This is a genomic window from Caulobacter sp. (genome assembly GCF_965279145.1).
Classification (GTDB): Bacteria; Pseudomonadota; Alphaproteobacteria; order Caulobacterales; family Caulobacteraceae; genus Caulobacter.
This window is the reverse complement of record NZ_OZ257139.1, coordinates 53,260-78,312: the sequence shown is the minus strand read 5'-3', so window position 1 is coordinate 78,312 and position 25,053 is coordinate 53,260. Positions and strand designations below refer to the sequence as shown.

20 protein-coding genes are annotated in these 25,053 nt (G+C 66.7%); 7 read left to right on the top strand and 13 right to left on the bottom strand.

All coding sequences use genetic code 11. The annotated features are described in order from the left end of the window. Positions 1-159 precede the first annotated feature (159 nt). Entirely contained in the window at positions 160-1,959 is a 1,800-nt protein-coding gene (locus tag ACQY9P_RS00365) for a hybrid sensor histidine kinase/response regulator (RefSeq protein WP_421737230.1), read from the bottom strand. Positions 1,960-2,118: 159 nt separating this feature from the next. Here ACQY9P_RS00365 and spbR point away from each other — a divergent pair, with 159 nt between their 5' ends. After that, on the top strand, positions 2,119-3,252 hold the full coding sequence (gene spbR, locus ACQY9P_RS00360; protein ID WP_421737231.1) for a pole-localized protein SpbR: 1,134 nt from the start codon (positions 2,119-2,121) through the stop codon (positions 3,250-3,252). A 75-nt stretch (positions 3,253-3,327) separates the two neighbouring features. Then, positions 3,328-4,092, top strand: coding sequence for an NUDIX hydrolase (locus tag ACQY9P_RS00355; protein ID WP_421737232.1), 765 nt, complete (start codon positions 3,328-3,330; stop codon positions 4,090-4,092). Between the two features lie 115 nt (positions 4,093-4,207). Here ACQY9P_RS00355 and ACQY9P_RS00350 read toward each other — a convergent pair whose 3' ends face one another. From ACQY9P_RS00350 to ACQY9P_RS00335, 4 genes are read right to left on the bottom strand one after another with little or no spacing between them, the layout of a single operon-like run. Then, positions 4,208-4,837, bottom strand: coding sequence for an ABC-type transport auxiliary lipoprotein family protein (locus tag ACQY9P_RS00350; RefSeq protein ID WP_421737233.1), 630 nt, complete (start codon positions 4,835-4,837; stop codon positions 4,208-4,210). After that, on the bottom strand, positions 4,834-5,772 hold the full coding sequence (locus ACQY9P_RS00345; RefSeq protein WP_421737234.1) for an MlaD family protein: 939 nt from the start codon (positions 5,770-5,772) through the stop codon (positions 4,834-4,836). The genes ACQY9P_RS00350 and ACQY9P_RS00345 overlap by 4 nt, the downstream gene beginning before the upstream one ends. Next, positions 5,772-6,611 (bottom strand): ABC transporter ATP-binding protein, encoded by an 840-nt coding sequence (locus ACQY9P_RS00340; protein WP_421737235.1) that lies wholly within the window; start codon positions 6,609-6,611, stop codon positions 5,772-5,774. Before ACQY9P_RS00340 ends, ACQY9P_RS00345 begins: the two co-directional genes overlap by 1 nt. Further along, entirely contained in the window at positions 6,608-7,723 is a 1,116-nt protein-coding gene (locus tag ACQY9P_RS00335; RefSeq protein ID WP_421737236.1) for an MlaE family ABC transporter permease, read from the bottom strand. The genes ACQY9P_RS00340 and ACQY9P_RS00335 overlap by 4 nt, the downstream gene beginning before the upstream one ends. Positions 7,724-7,982: 259 nt before the next feature. Between ACQY9P_RS00335 and ACQY9P_RS00330 the strand changes: the two genes are divergently transcribed. After that, entirely contained in the window at positions 7,983-9,539 is a 1,557-nt protein-coding gene (locus tag ACQY9P_RS00330; RefSeq protein ID WP_421737237.1) for a methyl-accepting chemotaxis protein, read from the top strand. Between the two features lie 7 nt (positions 9,540-9,546). On the opposite strand, the gene ACQY9P_RS00325 is transcribed toward ACQY9P_RS00330, so the two are convergent. Further along, positions 9,547-10,605 carry a LacI family DNA-binding transcriptional regulator gene (locus ACQY9P_RS00325; protein ID WP_421737238.1) on the bottom strand — a complete coding sequence of 353 codons (1,059 nt, stop codon included), beginning with the start codon at positions 10,603-10,605 and terminating at the stop codon, positions 9,547-9,549. 203 nt (positions 10,606-10,808) lie between these two features. Between ACQY9P_RS00325 and ACQY9P_RS00320 the strand changes: the two genes are divergently transcribed. From ACQY9P_RS00320 to ACQY9P_RS00310, 3 genes are all read left to right on the top strand, one after another. Next, positions 10,809-12,065, top strand: a complete 1,257-nt coding sequence (locus ACQY9P_RS00320) for an MFS transporter (protein ID WP_421737239.1) — start codon at positions 10,809-10,811, stop codon at positions 12,063-12,065. 18 nt (positions 12,066-12,083) lie between these two features. Further along, a complete protein-coding gene (locus ACQY9P_RS00315) occupies positions 12,084-12,890 on the top strand; it encodes a TrmH family RNA methyltransferase (RefSeq protein WP_421737240.1) in 807 nt (268 codons plus the stop codon). A 74-nt stretch (positions 12,891-12,964) separates the two neighbouring features. Further along, positions 12,965-13,936 carry an alpha/beta hydrolase gene (locus ACQY9P_RS00310; protein WP_421737241.1) on the top strand — a complete coding sequence of 324 codons (972 nt, stop codon included), beginning with the start codon at positions 12,965-12,967 and terminating at the stop codon, positions 13,934-13,936. On the opposite strand, the gene ACQY9P_RS00305 is transcribed toward ACQY9P_RS00310, so the two are convergent. Then, positions 13,933-14,661, bottom strand: a complete 729-nt coding sequence (locus ACQY9P_RS00305) for a helix-turn-helix transcriptional regulator (protein ID WP_421737242.1) — start codon at positions 14,659-14,661, stop codon at positions 13,933-13,935. The genes ACQY9P_RS00310 and ACQY9P_RS00305 overlap by 4 nt on opposite strands. A gap of 92 nt (positions 14,662-14,753) precedes the next feature. Between ACQY9P_RS00305 and ACQY9P_RS00300 the strand changes: the two genes are divergently transcribed. Next, entirely contained in the window at positions 14,754-15,479 is a 726-nt protein-coding gene (locus tag ACQY9P_RS00300; RefSeq protein ID WP_421737243.1) for a glutathione S-transferase family protein, read from the top strand. On the opposite strand, the gene ACQY9P_RS00295 is transcribed toward ACQY9P_RS00300, so the two are convergent. From ACQY9P_RS00295 to ACQY9P_RS00270, 6 genes are all read right to left on the bottom strand, one after another. Continuing rightward, positions 15,476-16,417, bottom strand: a complete 942-nt coding sequence (locus ACQY9P_RS00295; protein WP_421737244.1) for a formylglycine-generating enzyme family protein — start codon at positions 16,415-16,417, stop codon at positions 15,476-15,478. The genes ACQY9P_RS00300 and ACQY9P_RS00295 overlap by 4 nt on opposite strands. 68 nt (positions 16,418-16,485) lie before the next feature. Next, entirely contained in the window at positions 16,486-17,400 is a 915-nt protein-coding gene (locus ACQY9P_RS00290) for a polysaccharide deacetylase family protein (RefSeq protein WP_421737245.1), read from the bottom strand. After that, positions 17,397-18,641: an SGNH/GDSL hydrolase family protein gene (locus ACQY9P_RS00285; RefSeq protein ID WP_421737246.1), complete on the bottom strand. Its 1,245-nt coding sequence runs from the start codon at positions 18,639-18,641 to the stop codon at positions 17,397-17,399. The genes ACQY9P_RS00290 and ACQY9P_RS00285 overlap by 4 nt, the downstream gene beginning before the upstream one ends. Before the next feature lie 248 nt (positions 18,642-18,889). Further along, positions 18,890-19,753, bottom strand: a complete 864-nt coding sequence (locus tag ACQY9P_RS00280; RefSeq protein WP_421737247.1) for a dienelactone hydrolase family protein — start codon at positions 19,751-19,753, stop codon at positions 18,890-18,892. Positions 19,754-19,881: 128 nt separating this feature from the next. After that, positions 19,882-22,197 carry a TonB-dependent receptor gene (locus tag ACQY9P_RS00275; RefSeq protein WP_421737248.1) on the bottom strand — a complete coding sequence of 772 codons (2,316 nt, stop codon included), beginning with the start codon at positions 22,195-22,197 and terminating at the stop codon, positions 19,882-19,884. Between the two features lie 99 nt (positions 22,198-22,296). Next, on the bottom strand, positions 22,297-24,810 hold the full coding sequence (locus tag ACQY9P_RS00270; protein WP_421737249.1) for a TonB-dependent receptor plug domain-containing protein: 2,514 nt from the start codon (positions 24,808-24,810) through the stop codon (positions 22,297-22,299). Positions 24,811-25,053: the final 243 nt, after the last annotated feature.

The window sequence follows — 25,053 nt, the reverse complement described above, 5'->3', positions numbered from 1 at the left end:
GTGTCGCCCCGAACCCCTGCGCCGTCGGCGCGGATTGTCCGGGGCTAGAGTCCTGCTTGCAGGCTACCGCCGTGGTGGCAAAAACGCCGGAATGTGGATCGCACCAACATGGGGATCATTGATCCACCTGTCGGGTTGCCTTGTCAAATATTGAAGACGCTAGGCGGCAGCCCGACCAGCGACCGTCAGACGTTCCAGTGCGGAGGCGTCAGCTACGGCGCGGGCGACGCCCGCGACGGTCACGGGTTTGCGTAGAACAATGTCGGCGCCGGCGTCCATGCACTCGCGAGCCTCGTCGGCGTCGCCGTCGATAACGGCGATGATCGGCATGTCGCGATTGTTGCCGTCGAGCGCGCGCACCGCCGCGGCGGCGCCAGGACCATCCAGAACGGGCATTCGACCGTCGAGCATCAAAAGGTCAAACTCCGCGATGCGCGCTAGGTCGACCGCCCGCTGGCCGTTCTGGGCGTGGACCACCTGATGCCCCAGCTGCTCGAGAATGGCCCGCAGCATGGCGGCGTTCAGCGCATCATCCTCGGCGATCAGCACGCGCAGCCTGCGCGGCGCGCCAGGCGCCTCGGCCATCGGCGTGGTGTCCTCGTCGGAGTCGATCTCGTACTGAAGGGTTTCATCGAAGGGCAGGGTCAGCGTGAAGCAGCTGCCGACGCCTACGGCGCTGCTGGCGTCCAGGGCGCCGCCCATCAGGCGGGCGAGTTGCCGCGATAGCGACAGCCCAAGGCCGGCGCCGTTGACCCCGGCGCCCGTGCGTTCCACCCGACGGAAGGGCTCGAAGGCCTGCTCGAGCTCCTCGGCGGAAAGGCCAGGACCCGTGTCAGCGATCTCAATGGCTACAAGGTCGCCGCGCCGTTCGACCCGCACCTCGATACGGCCGCGCACGGTGTATTTCACCGCGTTGCCCAGAAGGTTGGCGATGATCTGACGGGTGCGCATGGCGTCGGCCCGCACGGCGCCGTGTGTCCGTCGTTCCAGCAAGGGATCGACATGGACCGTCAGCTCAAGGCCCTTGGCCATGGCGTGCGGCCGCTCCAGCAGGGCCAGGTCGCGCAGCAGGCGAACGGGCTCGAAGGGCACAGCGTCGACGGCGAGGCGGCCGGCCTCGGCGGTCTCGGAGTCGAGCGTGGCGTTCAGGACGGCGATCAGATCCTGGGCGGCGTCGAGGGCGGCGTTCAGCTGTTCGCGCGATGGCGCGGCGCGGCCCCCCTTGCCGGCGGCGGCGGCCAGCACATGGGTGACACCGGTCAGGCCGTTGCGGATCTCATGGCTGAGGGTGGCGACGATATCGGACTTCGAGCGCGCCGTGCGTTCGGCGGCGTCCAGCACCTTCAGCCGTTCCTCGATCAGATGAGCGTGGGCGGCGGCGAAGGCGTGCTGGCGACGCAGCATGCGGTTCAGGATCAGGGCCAGGGCGAGCGCGAGCGCGATGGCGCCCCAGGCCATGACGCCGGCATGGCGGCTTTCCGGGCGCGAGAACAGGGCCAGCAACGGGCCGGCGGCCGCGATCGGGGCCGTCAGCAGCAGGGCGGGCAGGGAGGTCGCCGAAAAGAAAATGCACATGACCCCGGCGGCGGCGGTCAGCAGCAGCAGGGTCTCGCGGATGGCCCCCGCGCCATGGGCGAAGGCGGCCATCTGGATCACCGTGGCGGCCCAGAGAAGTCCGCACAGCAATTGCACCCGCGCCCGTCGCTTGACGTCTTGCGACCCTTCGCCGCGCAGCCAGCTGACGGCGGCGTAGAAGGCGCCCCAGTTGACCGCGAAGGCGACCAGGCTGGCCACCATCCAGAGGGCGTTGTCGGCGAACGATCCGACCCAGACGAAGATCGGCAGGCTGATCCCGAAAACCCCAAGCGCGTAAGGCATTAGCGCGGTCTGGGCATCCAGGGCCATGGCGAGGTCAGCGTCGCGCGTCAGGGGCTCGATGGGGCGGCGCTCAGCGAACAAGGATCGCATTCCTCAACTGTTGAGCGCGGATCCTAGGGCGACACGGTTTGCGGCGGGTTACGGGGTATCCTTAATCCACAGCTTTACAGTTCAAACAATCATTAAGCCTAACAGTAGATGGTATGGGTCACTCGCATTCCTCTGGTTCGGCGAACCTCCATGGCCACCACCCGCGCGGCATTGACCGACAACGACATCCGGATGCTCGTGAAGGGCGCGACGGCTGACGAACGCGCGCTCGCGGCGCACAAGCTTTGCCGGAACATCGATCGCGCCGAGCTGGCCGACGACGAGCGCCAGATCGCTCACGACATCCTGCGCGTGATGGCCACCGACGCCGCCGAACTGGTGCGCCGCGCCATGGCCGTGACGCTCAAGAATTCGCCGAACCTGCCGCCGGATGTCGCCAACCGCCTGGCGCGGGACGTCGACAGCATCTCGCTGCCGATCATCACCTTCTCGCCGGTCTTCTCGGACAACGACCTGGCGGAAATCGTTCGCATGGGCGGGGCCGCCCGCCAGATGGCCGTCGCCAAACGACCAAAGCTGTCGACCCGCGTCACGACGGCGCTGGTGGAGGAGGGCTCCGAAGAGGTGGTGGCGGTCATCTGCGCCAACGACAACGCCCGGTTCTCCGAAGTGGCCCTGCAAAAGGCCCTCGACCGGTTCTCCAAGTCTGAACAGGTTCTGCAGGCGGTCGCCTACCGCTCGACCCTGCCGCTGGCCGTGACCGAGCGCCTTATCGACATGGTCGGCGATCAGCTGCGCGACCATATTCTGAGCCACCATGCCCTGTCCGCGGAGCGTGTTCTTGAACTGGTGGTCGGCGCCAAGGAGCGCGCCACGATCGATCTGGTCGATCAGGCCGGTCGGGCCGCTGACCCCAAGGCGTTTGTCGCTCACCTCAACCGGGTTGAACGGCTGACGCCGTCTCTGCTGCTGCGGGCCCTGGCGCACGGGCACATGACCTTTTTCGAGTGGGGCGTAGCCGAACTGGCCGGCGTCCCGCACCATCGCACCTGGCTGATGATCCATGACGCCGGCCAACTGGGCCTGAAGGCGATCTGTGAGCGGGCTGGCTTGCCGGCGCGTCTCTACGCGGCGTTTCGTGCGGGCGTCGACGCTTTCCACGCGATGGAGTTCGATGGTCGCGATCATGACCGCGAGCGGTTCCAGGAACACATGATCCAGCGCTTCCTGACCTCCCCCCAGTCGATCTCGCGGGAAGACTCCGATTACCTGCTGGAGCGCATGGACCGTCTGGCGCGCCAGAGCCACGCCGCCACCGGCTGATCCGAGGGCTCGTGCGACGAACAATCGTTCGAATCTCTGATGGTCAAGCTGCCTGACTTGGGCCAATCTCCAGCGATGTCAGAGTTTTCGCCCGGAAATATCCGCCCAGCCGCGACCATACTGCTGCTTCGAGATGCGCCCAGTTTCGAGGTGCTGATGGTCAAGCGGCACCACCAGATCGATTTCGCCGCCGGCGCGCTCGTCTTTCCTGGCGGCAAGAGTCACGGCGGCGACGATGATCCGCGCTGGCGCGATCTGGCGACAGGCTGGGATGCGGTCGGAGACGATGGCGCGTCGCTGCGAATCGCGGCGATCCGCGAAGCCTATGAAGAGGCCGGGGTGCTGCTCGCTCGGGATCCGTCTGGAACCTTCTACGAGGGTGAGGCCGCGGTCGAGGTTCGCGCGGCGGTGGCGGAAGATCGGGTGCCCTTCATCTCCGTGGTCGAGGAACTGGGCCTGAAGCTTGATCTGGCCGCTCTGACCATCTTTGCGCGCTGGATTACGCCAAAGCTGATGCCCAAGCGTTTCGACACCTGGTTCTACGCCGCGCACGCGCCGGGAGCGCAGCAGGCGATCTGCGACGGACACGAGGCTGTCGACGCCGAATGGATCGCGCCTGCGGTCGCGCTGGACATGGCCGCCGCGGGAACCCGCAAGGTGATATTTCCCACGCGCATGAACCTGCAGTTGCTGGCTGAAAGCATCAGCCCCCACGACGCCATCGCCCGCGCGGCCAGCCGCCCCTTGGTCACGGTGGAGCCCTGGGTGGACGGCCAAGCTCTGCGGATCCAGCCCGACGCGGGTTATGGCGACGTCACAGAGCCGCTGTCGGCGCTCTAGAGCATTTTCCGATAAGTGTGAAACGGTTATCGGATCAAAAAATGCTCTAAACTTTTGATTTAGAGCCCTTTTCGCCCGACCCGATGAAACTATCAGGTCGGAAAGGGCTCCAGGATCAGATCCCCGGACCAGCGCCATCGACCCAGGTGGTGATCTCGCTCAGCACCTTGGCGTTGGCGGCGTCATAGGCCTGGACGATCGCCCCGACCCGATTGGACGAGGCCGTCGCCCGGGCTTCGAAGATCTGATCGCCCACCAGGGCGCGGTCGCTGTTGCGATTGATCACGCCGCGCACCTGCACCAGAACCTCGGGCGGCGCTTTCGGGCCGTTCACATAGACGGCCTCGAACGAGCGGACCTCCAATCGCAGCACCAGATCGGCCTTGGCCACCTCGCCGCGCCCAATCAGGCGGGCCCGGCCGGGATCAGCCTCGAAGGCGCGCGCCACGGCCTCATCGAACAGGACGCTGGCGGGGGACACCCACCGCGCGCCGGCGATATAGGCCGCCTCGCCGTCGGTGATCGTCAGAAGTCGATCGCTCGATGAGGCGCGGGTGAAGACGGTGGGCGTCTTCAGTACGCCGAACAACTTGCCGGGCGGCCCCTTGGCGGCTGCGACAGGGCTGTTGCCGAACCGATAGAGTCCGACAGGGTCGGTCTTGGGAAGCAGCGTGATGCACCCCGACAGGGCGGCGGCGACAGCGGCCATGGCGAGCACGCGGAGGGGGAGGCGGAAGGGGTTCATGGCTTGACCTCTAGTTCCTTTGCCGGGGCCTTGCTGACCACGCCGCGCGGATTTTGCTCGACGTCGCCGACCAGTCGGTCGAGCGATTCCGCCGCCGATTGCAGGGTGACGATGGCTGACGACAGTTGCGGCAGGCCGGTGCTGGCGAAGTCGCTGGTGGGCCCCTCCAGCTTGGAGATCATGCTGCGGGCGTCCTTGGCGGCCGCCTTCAGTTCCGCCGCCGCGTCGGCCAGTTCGCCCAGCGACCGCTTGCCGTCGCCATTCACAACGTTCTGGGTCGACTTGGACAGATCGGCGATCGATTGGGCCGTGGCGTCTATGCTCTGCAGGGCCTTCTGGGCGTCGGCGATGATCGCCTTGCGCTCCCGGACTTCGGCGGTGACGGCCTGGACGTCGGTCAGGGCTGCGCCGAAGGTCTTGATATTGTCGTCGGACAGCACCCGGTTGACGCGATCGAGCGCTTCAATGGTGCGGGTCAGCACCGTGCCGCCGCCTTCGAGAAGGTCGGAGAGGGCGCTGCGCTGGCTGCGGATCACTGGCACCTGGCCGCCCTTGACCGTTTCCTTCAGCAGTTGCTTGGCGGGGCTGCCGGCGGTGATCTGCACATAGTTCACCCCCGTGATGCCCTGCGGCTCAAGCGTGGCGTAACTGTCGGTCTTGATCGGTACGTCGGAGGTCACGCGGATGCGGGCGATGACGCGATTGGGGTCGCTCTTGTCCAGCGCGATCTTGGTGACCTCGCCGACCTTGATGCCGTTGAAGTGCGCCTCGCCGCCTTCCGAGAGGCCGCGAACTGGCCCGACGAAAAGCACGTCGTACAGATCGTACTCCTGGTTGAAGCTAAGCTTGGCCAGCCAGACCACGAAGACCACCAGTCCCATGAACAGGAACAGCGTGACCGCGCCGACCAGGGCGTAGTTGGCGTTTCTTTCCATCAGTTGGTCCTCGTCGGAATCGTCTTGGCCGAAGCCGTCTCGCCGCCCGCCGCGCGGCCGCGCGGTCCCAGGAAGTACTCTTTGATCCACGGGTGGTCGGAATGCTCGAGCTCGCGCACCGGCGCGACCGCCACCACCGTCTTGTCGGCGATCACAGCCACCCGGTCGGTGATCGCATAGAGGCTGTCCAGGTCGTGGGTAATCATGAATACCGTGAGGTCCAGGCTGTCGGAAAGGTCCTTGATCAGCTCGTCGAAAGCCGCCGCGCTGATCGGATCCAGGCCAGCCGTCGGCTCATCCAGGAACAGCAGTTCGGGGTCCAGGGCCAGGGCCCGGGCCAGTCCGGCGCGCTTGCGCATGCCGCCCGAAAGCTCGGCGGGTTTCAGGCCGGCCGCCCGGGCGGGCAGGCCCGATAAAGCGATCTTTAGATCGGCCAGTTCCTCGATCTCGCGCTTTGGCAACTTTGTGTGCTCGAACAACGGCGCGGCGACGTTCTCGCGCACGGTCAGGTTCGAGAACAAGGCGCCCTGTTGGAACAGGACACCCCATCGGCGCTCGACGGAGCTCCAGCGCTGGCGATCGGCGGTGCGCATGTCGTGCCCAAAAATCTTGACCGAGCCGCCGTCGGGGACCTTCAGGCCGATGATGCTGTTGAGCAGCACCGACTTGCCCGAGCCCGATCCTCCGACAACGCCCAACACCTCGCCCCGCTCCACGGTGAGGTTCAGGCCATCGTGAACCACCGTCTCGCCGAACCGCGAAACCAGGCCCTCGATCTGGATCGGTCGCGTCTCATCGTCGGCCTCAGTCTGTGACTCTTCGTCATGGTCGACGGTCAAATGTCGAGCTCCATGTAGATCAGGGCGAAGATCGCATCGATCAGGATGATGGCGAAGATCGCGTGAACGACGGCGGCGGTCACCCGGCGACCAAGGGATTCCACGTCGTTGCCGACCTCCATGCCCTGGCGACAGCCAATGGCGGCGATGACCGCGGCCATGACCGGCGCCTTGGACATACCGATCCAGAAGTGGGTCGCGCCGACATTGTCGACGATCCGCTGCAGGAAGAAACTGGGCGACAGATCCAGCACCATCCAGACCACCAGCATGCCGCCCGCCAGCCCGGCCAGGGTGGCGATGAAGGTCAGCAGGGGAATCGTCAGCAGCAGGGCCGCGAACCGGGGCAACACCAGCGCCTCATAAGGATCGACGCCCATCACCTGCATGGCGTCGATTTCCTGGTTCATTTTCATCGAGCCGATCTCGGCCGCGAAACTGGAAGCCGAGCGGCCGGCCAGAAGGATGGCGGTGATCAGGATGTTGAACTCGCGCAGCACCGAGATGCCGATGAGTTCGACCGAATAGACCTGGGCGCCGAAGTCGATGAGCATGTTCGCGCCCAATAGCGCCACCACGGCCCCAATGAAGAAGGTTGTCGTCGCGACGATCGGCATCGCGTCCAGGCCTGCGCGCTCGGACAAGGAGACGATCGGCGCCCACCGAATCCGACGGGGATCGGCGATGCAGCGGCCAATCGCCGTCAGCAGGTGTCCAAGGAAGACCAGGGTGCCGAACCCATCGTCGGCCAGGCCGAACATCCCGCGCCCTATGCGTTCCAGCAGGGCCCTAAAGCCCTGCACGCGCGGCACGGCCTCCGGCTCGACCTGTACGGCGCTACCGACCAGTTCGAGCAGCCGCAGGATCTCCTTGCGGGCCTTGATCTGACCGGCGGAGATCCGGCCGTCGGCGGCGCGGATGATGGCGTAGGCGCCGGCCGTGTCGCATCGGCCAATCTTGGCCAGATCCAGGTTCAGCCCTTCTGCGCCCTGCATCGCTTCCGTAAGGCGACCGCCGGCGTCGAACAGGCCCCTGGCTGTCCAGTCCCCCGACAATATGACGGTCCTGGTTCCGTCCGTTTCGTCGAGGGCGAAGTCCGCGGGGACAGGCATGGAAGGGAACAGTTCCTTGTCGTTACGCTCAAGCCTAGCAAAGGACCTGCATAGCCCCAAACGCACCAAGGCGCAGCTTGTTGCGTGGGTTTGATCTGGCTGCCTCGGAAGCGTGCGCCAGCCTGCATCGATGTTGTTCAGACCGTCGTTTATGGGGCGTGCGGCGAAACGCGCAACGCTTTCGGCGGCGGGCTTTAATCACGGTTAACAAATTGCGGTCAGGTGTGATGGCCAGTCCCTACGAGTCGGAGTCGATTGCATGAGCGCGAACCCCCAACTGGATCAGCGCATGGCCTTCATGCGGTTTGACGACCGCGACCGCGCCGCGTTGCGGGGCCTGAAGCCAATCATTGAGTCCGAGATCTGCAGTGCTCTGGGCCGTTTCTACGGCCAGGTCCGCGCTTTCCCGGAGACCCGGGAAAAATTCAGGGACGACGCCCATATCGCCGCCGCCGAGCGCGCTCAGGCCAATCACTGGCGAGGCATCGTCACGGCCGACTATGGCCCCGACTACCTGCGCGATGTCGAGCGCATCGGTCGCGCCCATGTGCGGGTCGAGCTGGAGCCGCGCTGGTATATTGGCGGCTACGCCGTCGTCGCTGAAGAGCTGATCCGGGCGGTGATCGCCAAGCGCGCCAAGAGCCTGTTCAGCAACGCCAAGTCCGACAGCGAACTGGCCGATGGCCTCGTCGCGCTGAACAAGGCGGTGTTCCTGGATATGGAACTGGCCATTTCCTGCTATCTGACCGTTCAAAATGAACAGCGCGCCGCGCTGGAGGCCGAACGCAAAGCTGCGGAACAGGCGCAGGCTCACGCTGTGAAAGCTGTCGGCGAGGCTCTCGCGCGTCTGGCCTCGGGGGATCTTTCGGCCCGTGTCGATGGCGCCCTCGCCCCGGAATTCCAGTCGTTGAAGGTTGATTTCGACGCCGCCGCCGGCGCCTTGAGCGAGGCCATGCAGGCTGTCGAGCGCGCTTCCAGCGGAATCCGCTCCGGCGCCGACGACATCGCCCGCAACGCCGACGACCTGGCTCATCGCACCGAGCAACAGGCGGCTACCCTCGAACAGACCGCCGCGGCTGTGGACCAGTTGACCGCCACGGTAGGCAAGACCGCCCAGAGCGCTCGCGAAGTTTCGGCCTGGGTGGGCGAGGCCAGCGCCGAGGCCGAGCGGTCGGGCGCGGTCGTGACGCGCGCTGCCGAGGCCATGACCAAGATCGAGGGCTCGTCCCATCAGGTTTCACAGATTCTGGGCGTGATCGATGAGATCGCCTTCCAGACCAACCTGCTGGCGCTGAACGCGGGCGTCGAAGCGGCCCGCGCGGGTGAGGCGGGGCGGGGGTTCGCGGTCGTCGCGCAAGAGGTGCGGGCCTTGGCCCAGCGCTCGGCCGACGCTGCCAAGGAAATCAAGTCCCTGATCGCCGAGTCTAGCCGGCAGGTGGGCGAGGGTGTCGATCTCGTCGGCCAAACCGGCGCTGCCCTGAGGGGCATCGTCGAGAAGGTTGGCGGTATCGATAGCCTGATTAATGAGATCGCCGCTTCGGCGAACGAGCAGGCCGTGGCGCTCAGCCAGGTCAACACGGCCGTCAATCAGCTCGATCAGGTTACCCAGCGCAACGCCGCCATGGTGCAGCAGTCCAGCGAATCGACTCAAGCGCTGCGCGTCGAGGCGTCTGACCTGTCCAACCGGATCGGGGCTTTCAGGATCGGCGCTCACGATCGCGGGCAACCAGCGTCCGCGCCATCAGTCTCGAGCGGGGAAAATCCGGTCCACGCGGCCAGGGGCCGCATTGCGGCGTTCGCCCGTCCAGGCCGCTGAGGCGAGGCTAGGGGGCCGGCGGCGGCGCCGTCGAGGCCCGGTGAATTAACTCGAAGGGTAAAAGCTCGTCCAGCGGCGGATCCTTCGAGCCCGACCCCTTGATGACGCCAGAAATCAGCAGTCGCGTGGCCAGTGAGGCCATCTCGACCACGGGCTGGCGCACGGTGGTCAATTGCGGACGGCTGAAGCGCGCGCTGGGACTGTCGTCGAAGCCCGCCACGGAAATCTCGCCAGGCACCATGACGCCCGCCTCGGCCGTGGCGGCCAGGCATCCCAGCGCCATGTCGTCATTGCTGGCGAAGATCGCGGTCGGGCGCTCCGGGAGAGCCAGAAGGGCCTTGGCCTGTTCCTGGCCTGACTGGAACGTGAAGTCGCCCTGCCGAACCCAACTGTCGGAGACCGGCAGGTTCAGGCGCTTCATCGCATCCAGATAGCCCTCGCGCCGGGCCTGGCTGGCGCCATAGCGCGGCTCGCCCACGATGAAGCCGATACGGCGATGGCCAAGGCTGGCCAGGTGCTCGGTCATTTCGCCGGCAGCGGCGAAGTCGTCCATGTGCACGCGCGGTCCGATGCCATCCGGTCGTTCCGGGCCCAGGCGAACATAGGGGGTGCCGGCCTTGTCGAGCAGTTCCAGAACGGTCTCGTTGTCGCAGCTGGGCGGCGTAAGAATCACGCCGTCTGGCTTGAGGGCCGCCAGCAGCGAGGCGACCTCTTGGCGGACCCTGGGAGCATCGTGGTCGATCAGCTCGATCAGCAGGTGATAGCCGGCGTCGCGGCACTGCAACGTCGCGCCCAACTGGATGCGGCTGAGATAGTCGGCGCCGCGTTCGCTTTGCCAGTGGTCGATGGTCAGGGCGGCGTCGACGAAGACAGCGATCACGAACGATCGCGAACCGGCCAGGCTGCGGGCTGACAGGTTGGGACTGTAGTCCAGCGCGCCGGCGGCTTCGAGCACACGTTCGCGCATCGCCGGCCGCACATTGGGCTCGTTGTTCATGACCCGGGAAACGGTCTTGATGGAGACGCCCGCCCGCGCGGCGACGTCATAGATCGTCACCGAGGCCATGTATCCGCCAGGTCGGGTTGGACGAGACTCATCTGCATGCGCCCAGCCTAGATCATTTTTTTATGCTCAAGCGACAGTTTCAGCAGAGAAAAGGTGAGCGCCGCCCATCGTGCATCCACATTGACCGCTGCGGACTTGTGTCAGGCGATACGGAGGGCCAGTCTGAAGCCCGACGCGGCGCAGACCGCGCAGGGGGAGAACCGATGTCGCCAAGCGACGACGCCCGGCCGGCCACGCCGGTCCGGACCAGCTTCATCGCCGCCTATACCTTGGCTCAGATCGGCGCGTTCCTCAGTTTCATGCCGTTGTTCCAGGTGCTGCTGCCCCTGAAGGCTGAGTCGATCGACCCGGCGGGCAAGGCGCTGTTGCTCAGCCAGGTGGCGTTTTTCGGCGCTCTCGTCGCCAGCGTCGCCAATCTTCTGGCCGGAGCGATCAGCGACCGCACCACGTCGCGCTTTGGTCGTCGGCGACCCTGGATGGTGGTGGGCTCCCTCGGCGCGGCGGCCGCCTATCTGTCGATCATGAACGCCAAGACGCCGCTGGCCCTGATCGGTGGGGTCATCCTCTTCCAGCTGACCTTCAATCTCATGTTTTCGGCCCTGGTGGCGGTGATGCCCGATCGCGTGCCCGACGCTCAGAAGGGGCGGGTGGCTGCTTTCCTCAGCCTTGGCAATCCGATCGGCACGATGGCCGGAGCGGTGCTGATTGGTGGACTACTGGTCACGGAGTTGACCCGCTACCTGGCGATTTCCCTGGTCCTGTTGATCTCGCTGGCGCCCTTTGTCCTGAAGCTCGACGACAAGCCCCTGTCGCGCGACGCCCGACCGCCCTTCAGGCTCGGCGCCTTCATCTCCGGGCTGTGGGTTGATCCGCGCCAGCACCCCGACTTCGCCTTCGCCTGGCTGGGTCGGTTCATGGTGCTGGTCGCTCTGAGCCTGGTGCAGGGCTACATGCTCTACTTCCTGCAGGACGCCATCGGCTATTCGCGACTGTTCCCGGGCCACAGGGCCGAGGAGGGGCTGGCGATCCTGACAACGGTCTCGACCCTCTCCAACGTGGCGTTCGCCCTGCTGGGCGGCATCCTTTCCGATCGCCTCAAGCGCCGTAAGCTGTTTGCCGCTGGCGCGGCCATGACCGTGGGCCTGGCCATGCTGATCTTCTCGCTGACGCCGAGCTGGCCGGTGATGCTGGGAGCCTATGTGGTGCTGGGATGCGGAGCGGGCTGTTTCTACGCGGTCGACATCGCCCTGGTGACCCAGGTGCTGCCGTCTCAGCGCGACGCCGGCAAGGATCTGGGCGTGCTCAACCTCGCCAACACTCTCCCGCAGGCCTTGGCGCCGATGCTGGCCTTCTGGTCGCTGGGGCCTACGCATATGGACTTCCGGGCCTTCTTCGTCATGGCGGCCGGGCTCGCCATGGCTGGCGGACTGGCCATCCTGCCGATACGAGGCGTGCGGTAAGCTTTCCGGAAGACGCTCGTGCCGCAGTTCATAACCATCACAGATCCGGACGATCCGCGCGTCGCGGCGTTTCGCGATATCCGCGAGCGCGATCTGGTGGGGCGCCAGGGGCTTTTCATCGCCGAGGGCGAAACGGTGCTGCGCGCCTTCGTCCGTGACGCGCCCGAGCGGGTGGTGTCCCTGCTGATCGACCCCAAGCGCCGCGACAAGCTGGATGATGTCTTCGCCGGCCTTCCCGACCAGACGCCGGTCCATCTGGTTGAGCAGGCCGTGCTCGACGCCGTGGCGGGCTTCCATCTGCATCGGGGCGTGTTGGCGGTGGGGCGCAAGCCCGATCCGCTGTCCGCCGACACCCTGCTGGCGTCGCTGAAGGGCCCGGCGGTGGTGCTTGTGCTCTGCGGCATCGCCAATCACGACAATATCGGCGGCATCTATCGCAATGCGGCGGCTTTCGGGGTGGAGGGCGTGATCCTCGACAGCGACTGCTGCGATCCCCTTTACCGCAAGGCCATTCGGGTTTCGGTCGGGGCGACGCTGAGTGTGCCGACCGCGTGGCTGGCGCGCGACGAAGACGCCGCTGGCCTGTTGCAAAGGCACGGTTTCGAGGCGCTTGCTCTGTCGCCCTCGGCCACCGAGACCCTCGCGAGGCTCAGGCCGCCGGAGCGCTCCGCCGTCCTGCTGGGCTCCGAGGGACCGGGCCTGTCCGCCGCCCTGATGGCCCGGGCGCGGCCGATCGGAATCCCTATGGCCAACGGCTTTGACTCGCTCAACGTCGCGACCACCAGCGGTGTCGTCCTGCATCACCTTCGGTTCGCCGAGCCCTGAGGAAACCGGTTTCCGGAATCGAGGGCGCGGTTCTAAGGTTCGCCGCGAAACGCTGGAACAGAGGTCTGAAGGTCATGCTCAATCGTCGTGGGGCGCTGGCTACGTTCGTCACTGGTCTGCTGGCGTCGAGCCTGTCGCGGCAGGCGAAAGCGGAGACCGGGCCCATGGCCGATCCCACCGAGATCATCGACCTTTGGCCCGCCGGCCCGCCGGGTGGCGGGGCGGTGACGGCCGTGGAGACCCTGACGGAGCGCGCCGCCCCCGGAGGGCTTCGCGATCGCGCGCTCAGCCATATCCGCAAGCCGACCCTGATTGTGTTTCGCCCGAAGACGCCGAATGGCGCGGCCGTGGTGCTGACGCCCGGTGGCGGCTACGAGCGGGTGGTGCTGGACAAGGAAGGTTATGAGACCGCCCGCTGGCTGGCGGGACGCGGCTACACCTGTTTCGTGCTGTTCTACCGGATGCCCGGCGACGGCTGGACCTCGGGGCCCGATGCGCCGCTGCAGGACGCCCAGCGAGGCCTGCGTCTGGTGCGCTCCCGAGCCGCCGCCATGGGCTTCAGCCCTGACCGCATCGCCATCATGGGCTTCTCGGCCGGAGGGCATGTCGCCGCCAGCCTGACCACGCGGTTCGCCGCCCAGGTCTATGAGCGGATCGACGCCGCCGACGATCTCTCCGCGCGACCCAGCCTGTCGGCCCTGGTCTATCCTGTGATCACCATGGACCCGACGTTCATGCACGCCGGATCGCGCAAACAGCTTCTGGGCGCCGCGCCCACGCCCGCGCAGATCGATCTCTACTCGCCCGAACGTCAGGTCACGGCCGAACTGCCGCCTGTCTTCCTGCTGCACGCGGCCGACGACAAGGCCGTGCCGGTCGAGAATACTCTGGCCATGTTCACGGCGCTGAAGGCCAAGGCGATCCCGACCGAGATGCACGTCTTCGAGGAAGGCGGCCATGGCTTTGGCCTTCGCTTCACCAAGGACAAGCCCGTCGCCGCCTGGCCAGGCCTGTTCGAGACCTTCGCCAAGCGGCACGGCCTCTAGCCGGTCCTTCCGTCCGGAGCGTTCCTGCACGCCCAGGCCGCGCGTTCGGCCTCGATGTGCTTCTGCCAGCGAACCCGCAGCTGGCCGGGGCGCTGGCCGTGGCGATCTTCGAGGAACTCCGCATTGACCACGCGGTCGGTGCGGAAGGTGCGGAAGTCCTGTCGCAACTCGCACCAGCCGACCAGCATGCGCACCGTCTCGCGATAGCCGACGGTCACGGGCCAGATGATCCGTTGGCTGACCGCGCCCTGCTCGTCGCGGTAGTCGAGACGGATTTTGCGGCCGGCATGGATCCAGGCGCGGGCCTGCGCCACATCGAGGCCGTCGGGGGCGGCGTTCCAGGCCGGAGCCGCGCCGGTGGCGGGCTCCAGCACATAGGGACGCAGGCGTTCGGGCACGGCCGAGGCGATCTTGCTGATCAGGTCGCGCGCCGCCTTGGCCAGCACCGGATCACCGCGCCCGGCCACCCATTGCGCGCCCAGCACGGCAGCCTCGATCTCGTCGGGCGTCAGCATCAGGGGCGGCATGTCGAAGCCGGCCTCCAGCACATAGCCCACGCCTGCTTCGCCCCTGATCGGGGCCCGCTGGCCGACAAGGGCGGCGATGTCGCGATAGACGCTCCGCTTGGAGGTCTCCAGTTCGGCAGCGATGGCGTCGGCGGTCACCGGCGCATGGCTGCGGCGCAGGATCTGGATGATCTGGAAAAGGCGTTCGGCGCGTCTCATGAAGACACCATGGCTAAGCTATGCTGACAGCATGCTGTCAGTAGGCTGGCGGTAGCAACTCCCCGACGAACGCTGTTGGACGGAGATGCGAGATGATCACCCTTTACACCACGGGCGCGGGCTTTGGTCTGCCGGAGCTGAGCCCGTACGTGACCAAGACCGAGATCCAGCTGATGATGGCCGGCCTTGAATATCGCAAGGCGCCGGGCCAGCGCGAAAACGCCCCAAAGGGACAGCTGCCTTGGATCGAGGACGAGGGCGAGCGCATCGGCGATTCCACCTTCATTCGCGCCCACATCGAGCGGAAGTACGACATCGATCTGGATGCCGGTCTGTCCTCTCGCGACCGGGCGGAAGCCTGGGCGATCGAGCGCATGGTCGAGAACCACCTGGGCTGGACGTCCGGCTACTTCCGTTTCATGGACCCCGCCAACTTCGCCAAGGGACCGGCGCACTGGTTCGACGGCGCGCCCGAGGAGATGCGTGAAACCCTGCGCAAGGGACTGCTGGACGCGGTCTCGGCCAATATCCGCGCAGTGGGCGTCGGTCGCCACAGCCGCGACGAGATTGTCTGGCTGGGCACGCTGTCGCTGCGAGCCCTGGACGAGATCCTGGGCGAGAAGGCGTTCCTGATGGCCGATCATCCGACCGGCGTCGACGCGATCACCTTCGGCGTGCTGTCCGGGGTCCTGACCTCATTCTTCGACTCGCCGCTTCGCCGCGAGGCCGAGCGTCACGACAACCTCGTGGGCTATGTCGACAGGATGATGGACCGCTTCTATCCGGACCACCCCTGGCGCCTGCGCGAGGCGGCTTAAGCCTGCCGGACCACGCAGCGAAAGCCGATATGGCTGGTGGTGGTGTCGATCGGCTGCGGGTGACGCGCCGCCGGTCGATAGCGACGGCAGTAGTTCTCGGCGCAGAGGTGTGAGCCGCCTTTCAGCACCCGTCGCGCGATGGCCGGGCCCGGCTGGGTCCGGTCATGGCTGCCGCTTCTGGCGGCGCCGCGGGGATTACGCGGCGCGCAGCAGGGCTTGGTCGGAGCGTCCGGATGACGGTCGGCCCACCAGTCGGATGTCCATTCCCAGACGTTGCCGATCATGTCGTAGAGGCCGTAACCGTTGGCCGGGAAGGTCCGCACCGGCGAGGTGCGCTCGAATCCGTCGGTCAGCAGATTCTGGCTGGGAAATGCGCCCTGCCAGTAGTTGGCCAGCATCGCGCCGCCGGGCGCCAGGTCCTCGCCCCAGGCATAGGCGGCCGCTTCGAGACCGCCCCGTGCGGCGAATTCCCACTCGGCCTCGGTCGGTAGCGCCTTGCCCGCCCAGGCGGCATAGGCCGCCGCGTCGTCATAGCCAACATGAATGACCGGATGATCCTCGATCCCGGCGATCGAACTGCCCTCGCCAAACGGCTGGTTCCAGCGGGCGTCCAGAATCAACCGCCACCAGTCGCCGCCGCCCGCGCGGGGATCCACCGGATGGTCGGGACGAACAAACACCGCCGAGGCAGGATGGGCGAAGGCGGGGTCCATGCCCGGGTAGAGCTTCGGATCCGGAGGGATCTCGGCCAGGGTCACATGCCCCGTCTCGGCCACGAACCGCGCGAACTGGGCGTTGGTCACCGGGGTCTCGTCGATCCAGAACGGATCCACCGCCACAGGATGAGCCGGAGCCTCCTCGGGATAGTGCTCGTCCGAGCCCATACGAAAAGTCCCGCCGGGCAGGGAAATCATCCCGTCTGGGGCCGGTTTAAGCATCACAGGTCGCCATCGTCCTCTTGGCGCGGACCTATGCTGGCCACGTCGCTGGAGGCCATTCTACACATCTATCGGCAGATGGCGTCGAGCGCCGATACGTTCCAGGGGTGTTCGCCCACGGGCAGCCCGCGCGCCCTGGCGGCGTTCTCCAGCGTGGTGGGCGCCGCTGTCGGCGTCGGATCGAGATCGGCCTTGTAGAAAGGATGCCGCTCGACGGTCTCCAGCGGCGTGAACGTCACGCCCTGTGACTGGTAGTACGCCAGCAGGCGAGGGGCCATCCGGGCGTCGAACGCCCCCAAGTGCATCAGCAGCACATAGGGAATGTCCTTGCCATAGAGACTGGCCGACAGGTCGCGCGAATAGGCCAGGCTCTGCTCGGCGGCCTTCATGTAGCTGGTTTCCAGCTGGGCGATGGCGGCGTCGTCGCCCTTTGCGACACAGCGGGCATAGGGCTCGTTCCAGGCCCAGTCATCAAAGCTCAGGGTGACGCTGGCGATGTGGTAGCCGCGCGCCTTCAGCAGGTTCCGCACGGCGGCCCGCTTCTCGGGGGTCTCGCCTTCCGACAGGAACGGGTAGCGCAGCCAGCGCCAGTCAGAGCCGCCGGCCAGCTTGTCGAGCAGGGCCTCGTTGCGGACCAGCTCAGCCTCGAAGGCGGCTGGATCCAGTTGGGCCAGATTGAGGTGCGACCAGGTGTGGTTGCCCAGCGGATGGCCCGCGGCGCGCCACATCGGCAGGACGTCGGCCGAGGCGGGTTCGCGCTCGATCTGCACGCCGTTGATGAAGCCGTACACCGGGCCTGTCCTGGCGTCCTTCAGGGCCGCGATGAAACGGGCCGCAACGCCCACGCGGGTTTCGCCCGGCGGCAGGGCGGAGTGGGCCGGCAGGTCGTCGACCGTGATCGCCACCTGAATGTTGGTTGGCTTGGCCAAGGCGGGCGCGGCGGTCAGGGCGACGATCGCCAGCAGGGCGGCTCTGAACGTCATCGCGCGAAGAGCTCCAGGGGTATTGCCTCGGCCATCACGCGATACCCCGCCATCGAGGGATGAAGGCCATCGCCGGAATCATAGGCCGGCGCCAGGCGCTCGGGCCTGGCCGGGTCGCGCATCACCTTGTCCATGTCGACCACGGCGTCGAAGTTGCCAGGCGCGCGGATCCAGGCGTTGACGGCCTGGCGGTCCTGCTCGTTCAGGGCGTCCGGATGATAGTAGGCCGAGGCCCCATAGGGCATGATGGTCGCGCCAATCACCTTGATCCCCCGAGCCCGCGCCTTCTGGACCATCTGGGCGTAGGCGGTGGTGATCTCGCTGACGAGGCTCGCGTGTTGGTCCGGGCCCACGGGCTGGTCGCGGGTCAGGACGCCGAGGTCGTTGACGCCCTCCAGGATCAGCACGTGGCTCACACCCGCCTGCATCAGCACGTCGCGGTTGAAGCGCGCCGCCGCGTTGGGGCCCGCTCCGTCGAGCAGGAGGCGATTGCCGCCGATGCCCAAATTCAGAACCCCCAGCCCGCGCGTTTTCCGGTTGGCCTGCAGCCGCGCCGCGAAGGCGTCGGGCCAGCGCTGATTGGTGTTGGCCTTGACGCCGTAGCCGTCGGTGATGGAGTCGCCGAGCAGGACGATCGCCCCCGACGCCTTGCCGCCCTCGACCTCGACGCCAGACAGCTGGAACCAGTGATCGACCGTTTTGGCCTCGGGCAGATCGGCGGCGGCGACCTTGTCGCCAGCCACGATGTAGGAGGTCGCGCGCGCGCCGGGGTGGCTGGTCTGCACCGCCGGTGTCTTTTCAACGTGGATTGTGACCGCCAGGTCCGACAGCGCGACCGCCCGGTAGGAGACGGGATCGGACAGGTATTCGGCCCCGGCCGGTATGGTGATCCCGGCCTCGCCGGCGAAGGTGACGGCGCGGTCGGTGGCGGGATCAATGGCGGCGCCGGCGGCAGACAGCGGCCGGGCGACGTGGGTCGCCATCACCCGCAGCGGCGTCGTTCCGAAAGCGTTGGAGATCCGAACTCTCAGTCGATTGCCGCCCGCCGTCAGTCGCACGATCTGGCGCAGCGTGGCGTCGTCCAGCGCGTTGGCGGGGAGGGCGTTGCGCTCTTCCGGAACCTGCTGCGCACTGGCCCAGGATCCGATCCAGCGACCCGCTTCCCTGGCGTCGGCGGCGACATTCACGGTCAGGGCAAAGGCCGCGGCGAGGGCCAGAACGCGCCGGTTGATCGGGATCATGGTTGCTCCATCGTCATCGCGGCGCGGTGGTCTCGCGGTTGAATGGGCGCTGCCGCCGGCTCCCTGTCGGACGTCTTGAAGCGGCCTGCGTTGCGAGCCCGTCTCGATGCGGCGCAAGGTGGCGCGGCGTGGAGCGGCTGTCTAGGTCAGACCTCGCGATATTTGAGGTCAGATCACTTCGCCGTCCAACCAAAGCCTCACCCGGCAACTGAGACGCCCGACCGGCAGGGGCCGGCCGGGCGACCCGATCAAACCAGGGCGCGCTTGTAGAGGGCCAGCAGTTCGGCCCAGGCTTTTTCAGCGGCAGGCTCGTTGTAGACTTGGCTGCCCTTGACGGTCCAACCGTGGGCCGCGCCCTCATAGACCTCGACCTTGGCGGGACGCTTGGCGGCGTCGAGCGCGGCCTTGAGCTTGTCCTTCACGGTCGGGTCCTGCTTGTCGTCATTGTCGGCGACGCACACCAGGTACTCGGCCTTGCTGGCGGGCAGGGTCAGATGAGGGCTGGTGGGACCGTCGGTGACCAGGCCGCCGCCATGGAAGCTGGCCACGGCCCCGACGCGGGTCGAGACGATCGCCGCCGTGCGGAAAGCCAGGGGACCGCCCATGCAGTAGCCCTGGGTTCCGACCTTCTTCTTCCTGTTGGTCTGCGGCAGCGTGTCGAGGAAGGCGATGTAGGAGACGGCGTCGCGGTCGGTGCCCTCTGGCGTCACGGTGGACCGCATCGGAGTCAGCTTGGCGCGATCCTCCGGCAGGGCGAAGTTGAAGCTGCCCTCGACCACAGGCGCCTTCTTGACCCGATAATAGAGGTTGGGGACCAGCACCACATAGCCTTCGGCCGCCAGCCGTCGTCCCATCTCGCGGAACACGGGGCGCAGGCTGATCACGTCCGGCCAGACCACCACGGCGGCCCAGGATCCCTTGCCTTCGGGGTAGAACAGCGCGGCGTCAGCCACCCCATCCGCCGTCTTGATCTCGACGTCCTTTTCCACGACCGGCGACGCCGCATGCGCCACGCCGCCCATCCCGGCCGCCATCACGGTCATCAGACCGAAGGCGCGGCGGGACACGGTGGGATCGTGGATCAGGCCCTGGTGGATATCGTCGTCACACATGGCCGATCCTCACAGTGGGTTTGAAACAGGCGGTGACTGTCGCCGCGAAACGGCGAGGAGGGAAGGGGCCAAGAAAAGGGCCCCGAAGCAAGCTCCGGGGCCCATCCTCCATCGTGATGCGCGAAAGGCTAGAAGCGCTTGCGGATCGAGAAACCGGCCGTGCGCGGGTTGATGCTGACGACCTGACGCTTGTTGTTGAGCGCCGATGTCACGCCCGTCAGGCCCACTTCGTTGGCGACGTTGTTGAGGAACAGATAGGCGCCCCAATCCGCGCCCTCGATCCCGCCCCGCAGATTGGCGTAACCGTAGTCGCCCTGCTTTTCGTAGTAGACGTAGGTCGGGCGGAACTGCGAGGCGGACTCGCCGACATAGGCGTAGTCGGCGCGCAGCAGGCCGTTCATGTCGCCGTTGATCGGCCAGGTGTATTCGGCCGAGGCCGAGCCGCTGAAGTCCGCCACGTTGGGGAAGCTGTCTCCGCGCAGGCCGGTCGAGCCGGTGATCAGGATGGTCGAGTTGGCCTGGTCCTCGGTCAGCTTGGCGTCGACGAAGGCGGCGGTGGCGTTCAGCGTCAGACCCCGGATCGGGCGGGCCACGGCTTCGATTTCAAAGCCCTTGATCTTGGCCTTGCCGGCGTTGGTCAGGTAGCTGAAGGCCCCGTTGGCGCTGGTGGCCGAGATCTGCATGTTGCTCCAGTCGATCTGGTATGCAGCGGCGTTCAGGGTCAGGCGGCGGTCGAACCACTGGCTCTTCACGCCGGCTTCATAGTTCCACAGGCTGTCGGGCGCATAGCCCAGAAGGGCGGTGGACAGGCCCGGGACGTTGTTGGCGCCGCCCGGACGGAAGCCCTTGGCCGCCAGGCCGTAGACCATGACGTCCGGCGTGAACTGATAGCTGACGTTGAATTTGCTGACCCAGCCATCGGCGCTGGCGTCGACCTGGGCGGCCGGGCCGACATAGGATTGGGTGATGAAGTTGCTGATCAGCACCTGGCCAGAGACGGTCTTGTCGTAGTTGAAGCGCCGCACGCCGCCGGTCAGGCTCAGCTTCGAGATCGGCTTGTAGGTGACCTCACCGAAGAAGGCGGTTTGCTTGGTGTCCGTGCCGACATGGCGCCAGGCGGTCAGGTCGCTGGGATTGATGATCCCCGTCGCGGCGTCGGCCTTGGCGACCTTGCTCTCGATATAGTCCGAGCGATCCTCGTAGTAGACGCCGGCGGTCCAGTCGATCTTCTCGGCGAAGAGCGTGCCGTTCATCCGCAGTTCGTGGTTCCACGAGGTCAGGCCCATCGGCTGATACAGCGCGCCCGGCGTGCGGCTATCGGCATAGGTGCTGTACTGCGCCATCTGCGCGGTGGTGCAGGCGGGGTTGGTGGAGCCGGTCGCGGCCGGGCCGCCGGCGATGTAGTTGCGGCAGGACGTGGCGTTGGCGCGGTTGGCCGACAGGGTCGGCGAATAGTCCGAGTTCCGCAGCAGCGACCACTTGTAGTAGGACGACGTGCCCGTGATGGTCGCGAAGTCCAGCTCCCACTTGGCCGTCACGTTGTAGACGCGCAGGCTGTCCTCGGTCGGCGCGATCACGCGGGCGTTGGTCGAATAGTTCTTGCCGCCCAAGGCGGGGTACCAGGTGTTCTGGCCGTCCAGGGTGGTCTTCTGGAACAGGCCCGAGGCGTTGATCGTCAGCTTTTCGGTGGGCGTGAAGCCCAGCATCAGGCGACCGCCGGTCGAGTGCTGGTCGTTGATGTCCTTCTTGTTCAGCAGGACGTCGTCGATATAGCCGCCTTGCTCGGCCTCATACAGCACCACGCGCGCCGCCAGCTTGTCCTGGATCAGCGGCACGTTGACCATGCCCTTGACCGAGTAGCCCGTGCCGCCGTCCTTGGTGGCCGTGCCCTGGGCTTCAACCGCGCCGGCATACTGGCTGCTGTCGGGCTTGTTGAGGATCACGCGCAGGGTGCCGCCCATCGAGCCGGCGCCATACAGCGTGCCTTGCGGACCGCGCAGAACCTCGACGCGCTCGGCGTCGAACAGGTTGACGTCGGCGCTGGTCGAGCTGGCGTCGGCGGTGGTGCCGGCGGGACCCGTCAGGGGGGTTTCATCGTAATAGAGGCCGACCGTCGCTTCGCCGGCGCTGCGCACGCCGCGCAGGGTCAGGCGGCGGCTGGTGGGCGAGTTGCCCTCGACTTGCAGGTTCGGAACCGTGCGGAAATAGTCCTGGATGCCGGATGCGCCCAGAGCCTGCAGCGACTTTTCGGTGACGGCGCTGATGCTGATCGGCGTGGTCTGGATCGTGGTCGAGCGCTTCAGGGCGGTGACGACGATCTCTTCGATCGAGCCGTTGTCGACCGGTTGGGCGGCGTCCTGGGCGAAAGCCTGGCCCGCGCCCAGGGTGGTCAGGGCGGTCGCGCCCAGAGCCAGGGCCTTCAGGCCCCGAAACTGCAAGTTCATGTTGATCCCCTTTTTCACCGCTCGTTGGCGGCCTGTAGGATCAGACGCAAAGTGGCCGCCGCCCCTCATCGAATCCGGAAAAAATGGGCTGGGCGCGGATCAGTAACGCCGTTCCAGCGTAAGCCGGACGGTGCGCGGTGCTGCGCCGAAATACTCCACCGGGCCAGAGGTGTTGCGCGCCGCCGACCCGCGACCCGCGCGATCCAGCAGGTTGTCAACCGACAGGTCGGCCGCCCATCCAGCGTGCTGGATACCCGCCGTCAGCCCGAAACTCGCGTAGCCGCCCATCTTCAGGTAGTCGGCATTGTCGGCGTTGAACCCCGAACGCGCGCCGCCGGTATAGGTCGCATCAAGACGGAGACGGCCGTCGAACGTGTCGCTTAGCGTCCATTTTCGTTCCAGAGAGGCCGCGCTGGCGAACCGGGGGACCATGGGCAGGCGATCACCCTTCAGGCCCAGTCCGATGGCGGTGTTGCTCTGCTGGTCGGCGGTCAGGCGAGCGTCGGTCACGGTGGCGCTGGCTGTCAGGTCCCAGCCGCCCAGGCGGCGGGCTGTGAATTCGGTTTCAAGACCGCGAATCTGGCTGGAGCCGATATTGGTGAGGAAAGAGAAGGCCTTGTTCGAGGTCTGGGCGCTGTACTGCATGTCGCGCCAGTCGATCTGATAGGCCGCGATATTGGCGGTGAAGCGGCGGTCCCTGGACTGTCCCTTCAGGCCGATTTCGTAGTTGGTCAGGCGATCGGATCGATAGAGCGTCAGGTCGCTGGCCAGGCCGGGCACGACATTGACTCCGCCCGGACGAAAGCCTTGCGAGATCTGGGCGTAGCTGAAGAGATTGGTCGCCAGTTGCCGGCTGGCCAGAGCCTTCAGGCTCCAGCCCCGCTCGGGCGTGCGCGCATCGATGGTGTATCCGGCCCAGGTTCCCGACACGGCATTGGGGATTTGAACCGCGCCCCGGTCGCGCTTGACGTAGTCGTACCGGCGGGCGCCCACCGTGAAGCGCGTGTCGGGCCGAGGATCATAGGATAGCTCGCCGAACACCGCGCTCTGGCGCAGGTGGTTGTCGATATCGCGCCGGCCAATCAGAATGGGATTGTCGGGCAGGGCGCCCGTCAGGGGATCGACATGCGGCACCTGGCTGTCGATGTGATCGTCGCGAACCTCGCTGTAGAGGCCGATCGTCCAGCTCAGCGGCGTGTCGCGGGCCGAGGAGGCCCGCACCTCGTGGATCGTCGCGGTCAGGTCGGCGGGCTGGTTCAGGATCGCCGGATAGACGCTGTCGACATAGGCCGAATAGCGCTGCAACTGGGTGCTGTCGCAGGCGGTGTCGAGCGTGAAATATCGCATGCAGCTGGCGGGATTGGTTCGCTCGCCGATCAGGACGCCGCTGTAGTCGGAGCGCCGGGTCAGTCGCCAGCGATACCAGGACGACGCCGCCGTGATGTCGACGGCGTCACCCTTCCAGCGCAGGGTCGCGCTAGCCAGGGCGATCTTTCCGTCAAACGGCGCGCGGGCGGCGTGAACCGTCCGCCAGGGCCCCGCCGTGTCGTGCCAGGCCGGCAGGTCGTCGCGATGGGTGGTTTGGGCGGCGCCCGAGAACAGCATCGATAGCCGCGAGTTGGGCTCCCAGTTTACGCCCAGTCGGGCGCCACGGACCCGAGCGGCGTCCACATCCGACAGGTTCAGCCGGACGTTATCGATGACGCCCGGTGTCCGTTGGTCATAGACCGTCAGGCGCGCCGCGAGTGTATCGGGCCTGGCGACCGCGTTGAGGGTCGCCGTCACGCCGCCCGCTTCGCCGCCGTGCGCCGCGCTGACGGCATTGGCGCTGATGAACAGCGAGTTGTCGGTGAGGTCCGGTCGCCTGAACAGGATCCGAAGCGCGCCGCCCATCGAGCCGGATCCGTAGAGCGTGCCCTGTGGCCCGCGCAGCAGCTCGATGCGGTCGACATCGACCAGGGCCAGTTCCGGAGCCATCACGCCGGGGTCGGCCGTGGTTCCGACGGGACCTGTCATCGAGGTCTCGTCGTAGTAGAGCCCGGTGGTCGCTTCGCCGGCGCCATAGACGCCGCGCAGCACCAGCCTTCGACCAAAGGCCGTGGAGACCAGCTTCAGACCAGGTAGCAGGGGCGAAGCCCGTTCCAGATCGACCATGCCCAGCCGGGTCAGTTGCTCGCCCGTCACGACCGTCATGCTGATCGGCGTATTCTGGACCAGGCTGGACCGCTTCAGCGCCGTGACGATCACCGAGTCGAGCGCGGGGGGCGGCGCCGGAGGAGGGGGCGGGGCCGCGGCGACGGGAGGCGCGGCGCGAGGCGCGGCGAGAATCAGAAAGCTGCGACCTTCCAGGCGTACGTCGAGGTCGGATCCCGCCAGCAGACGCGTGAGGGCTTCCTCGGCCGTGAACACGCCGCTGAGAGCGGGGCTGCGACGTCCGGCGGTCAGGGCGGGCGAGAACAGGATTTCGCGATTGCTCTGCAGCGCCAGCTGATTGAGCGCCTGGCTCAGGGGCTGTGGCGGAATATTGAAGCGAACGCGCGCGCTGACGGGGGCGGTCCGCGCCTCGACCGGCCGAGCCAGCGCCAGGACGCCGGTCGCGCAGGCCAGCGCCATGGCGACGCTGCACCCTGTCGATGTTCCCGACCAGCTAGCCCCCGACACAGCGAATCTCGACCTCCATCGACCGTGCACGACCGCGTGTCGTGAAGGATGGGGACCATGCCCCAGTCGTCCGCGCCGCCATTCTTTGTCCTGCGCCTGAGCGTTCCAAGATCGCGTGTTGCATATCCTGTAGGCAACAGGCCAGCGGTTGCATGCGTCTGGTCCGGTCTTGGGCGCTTGGCTTGACACGGAAAC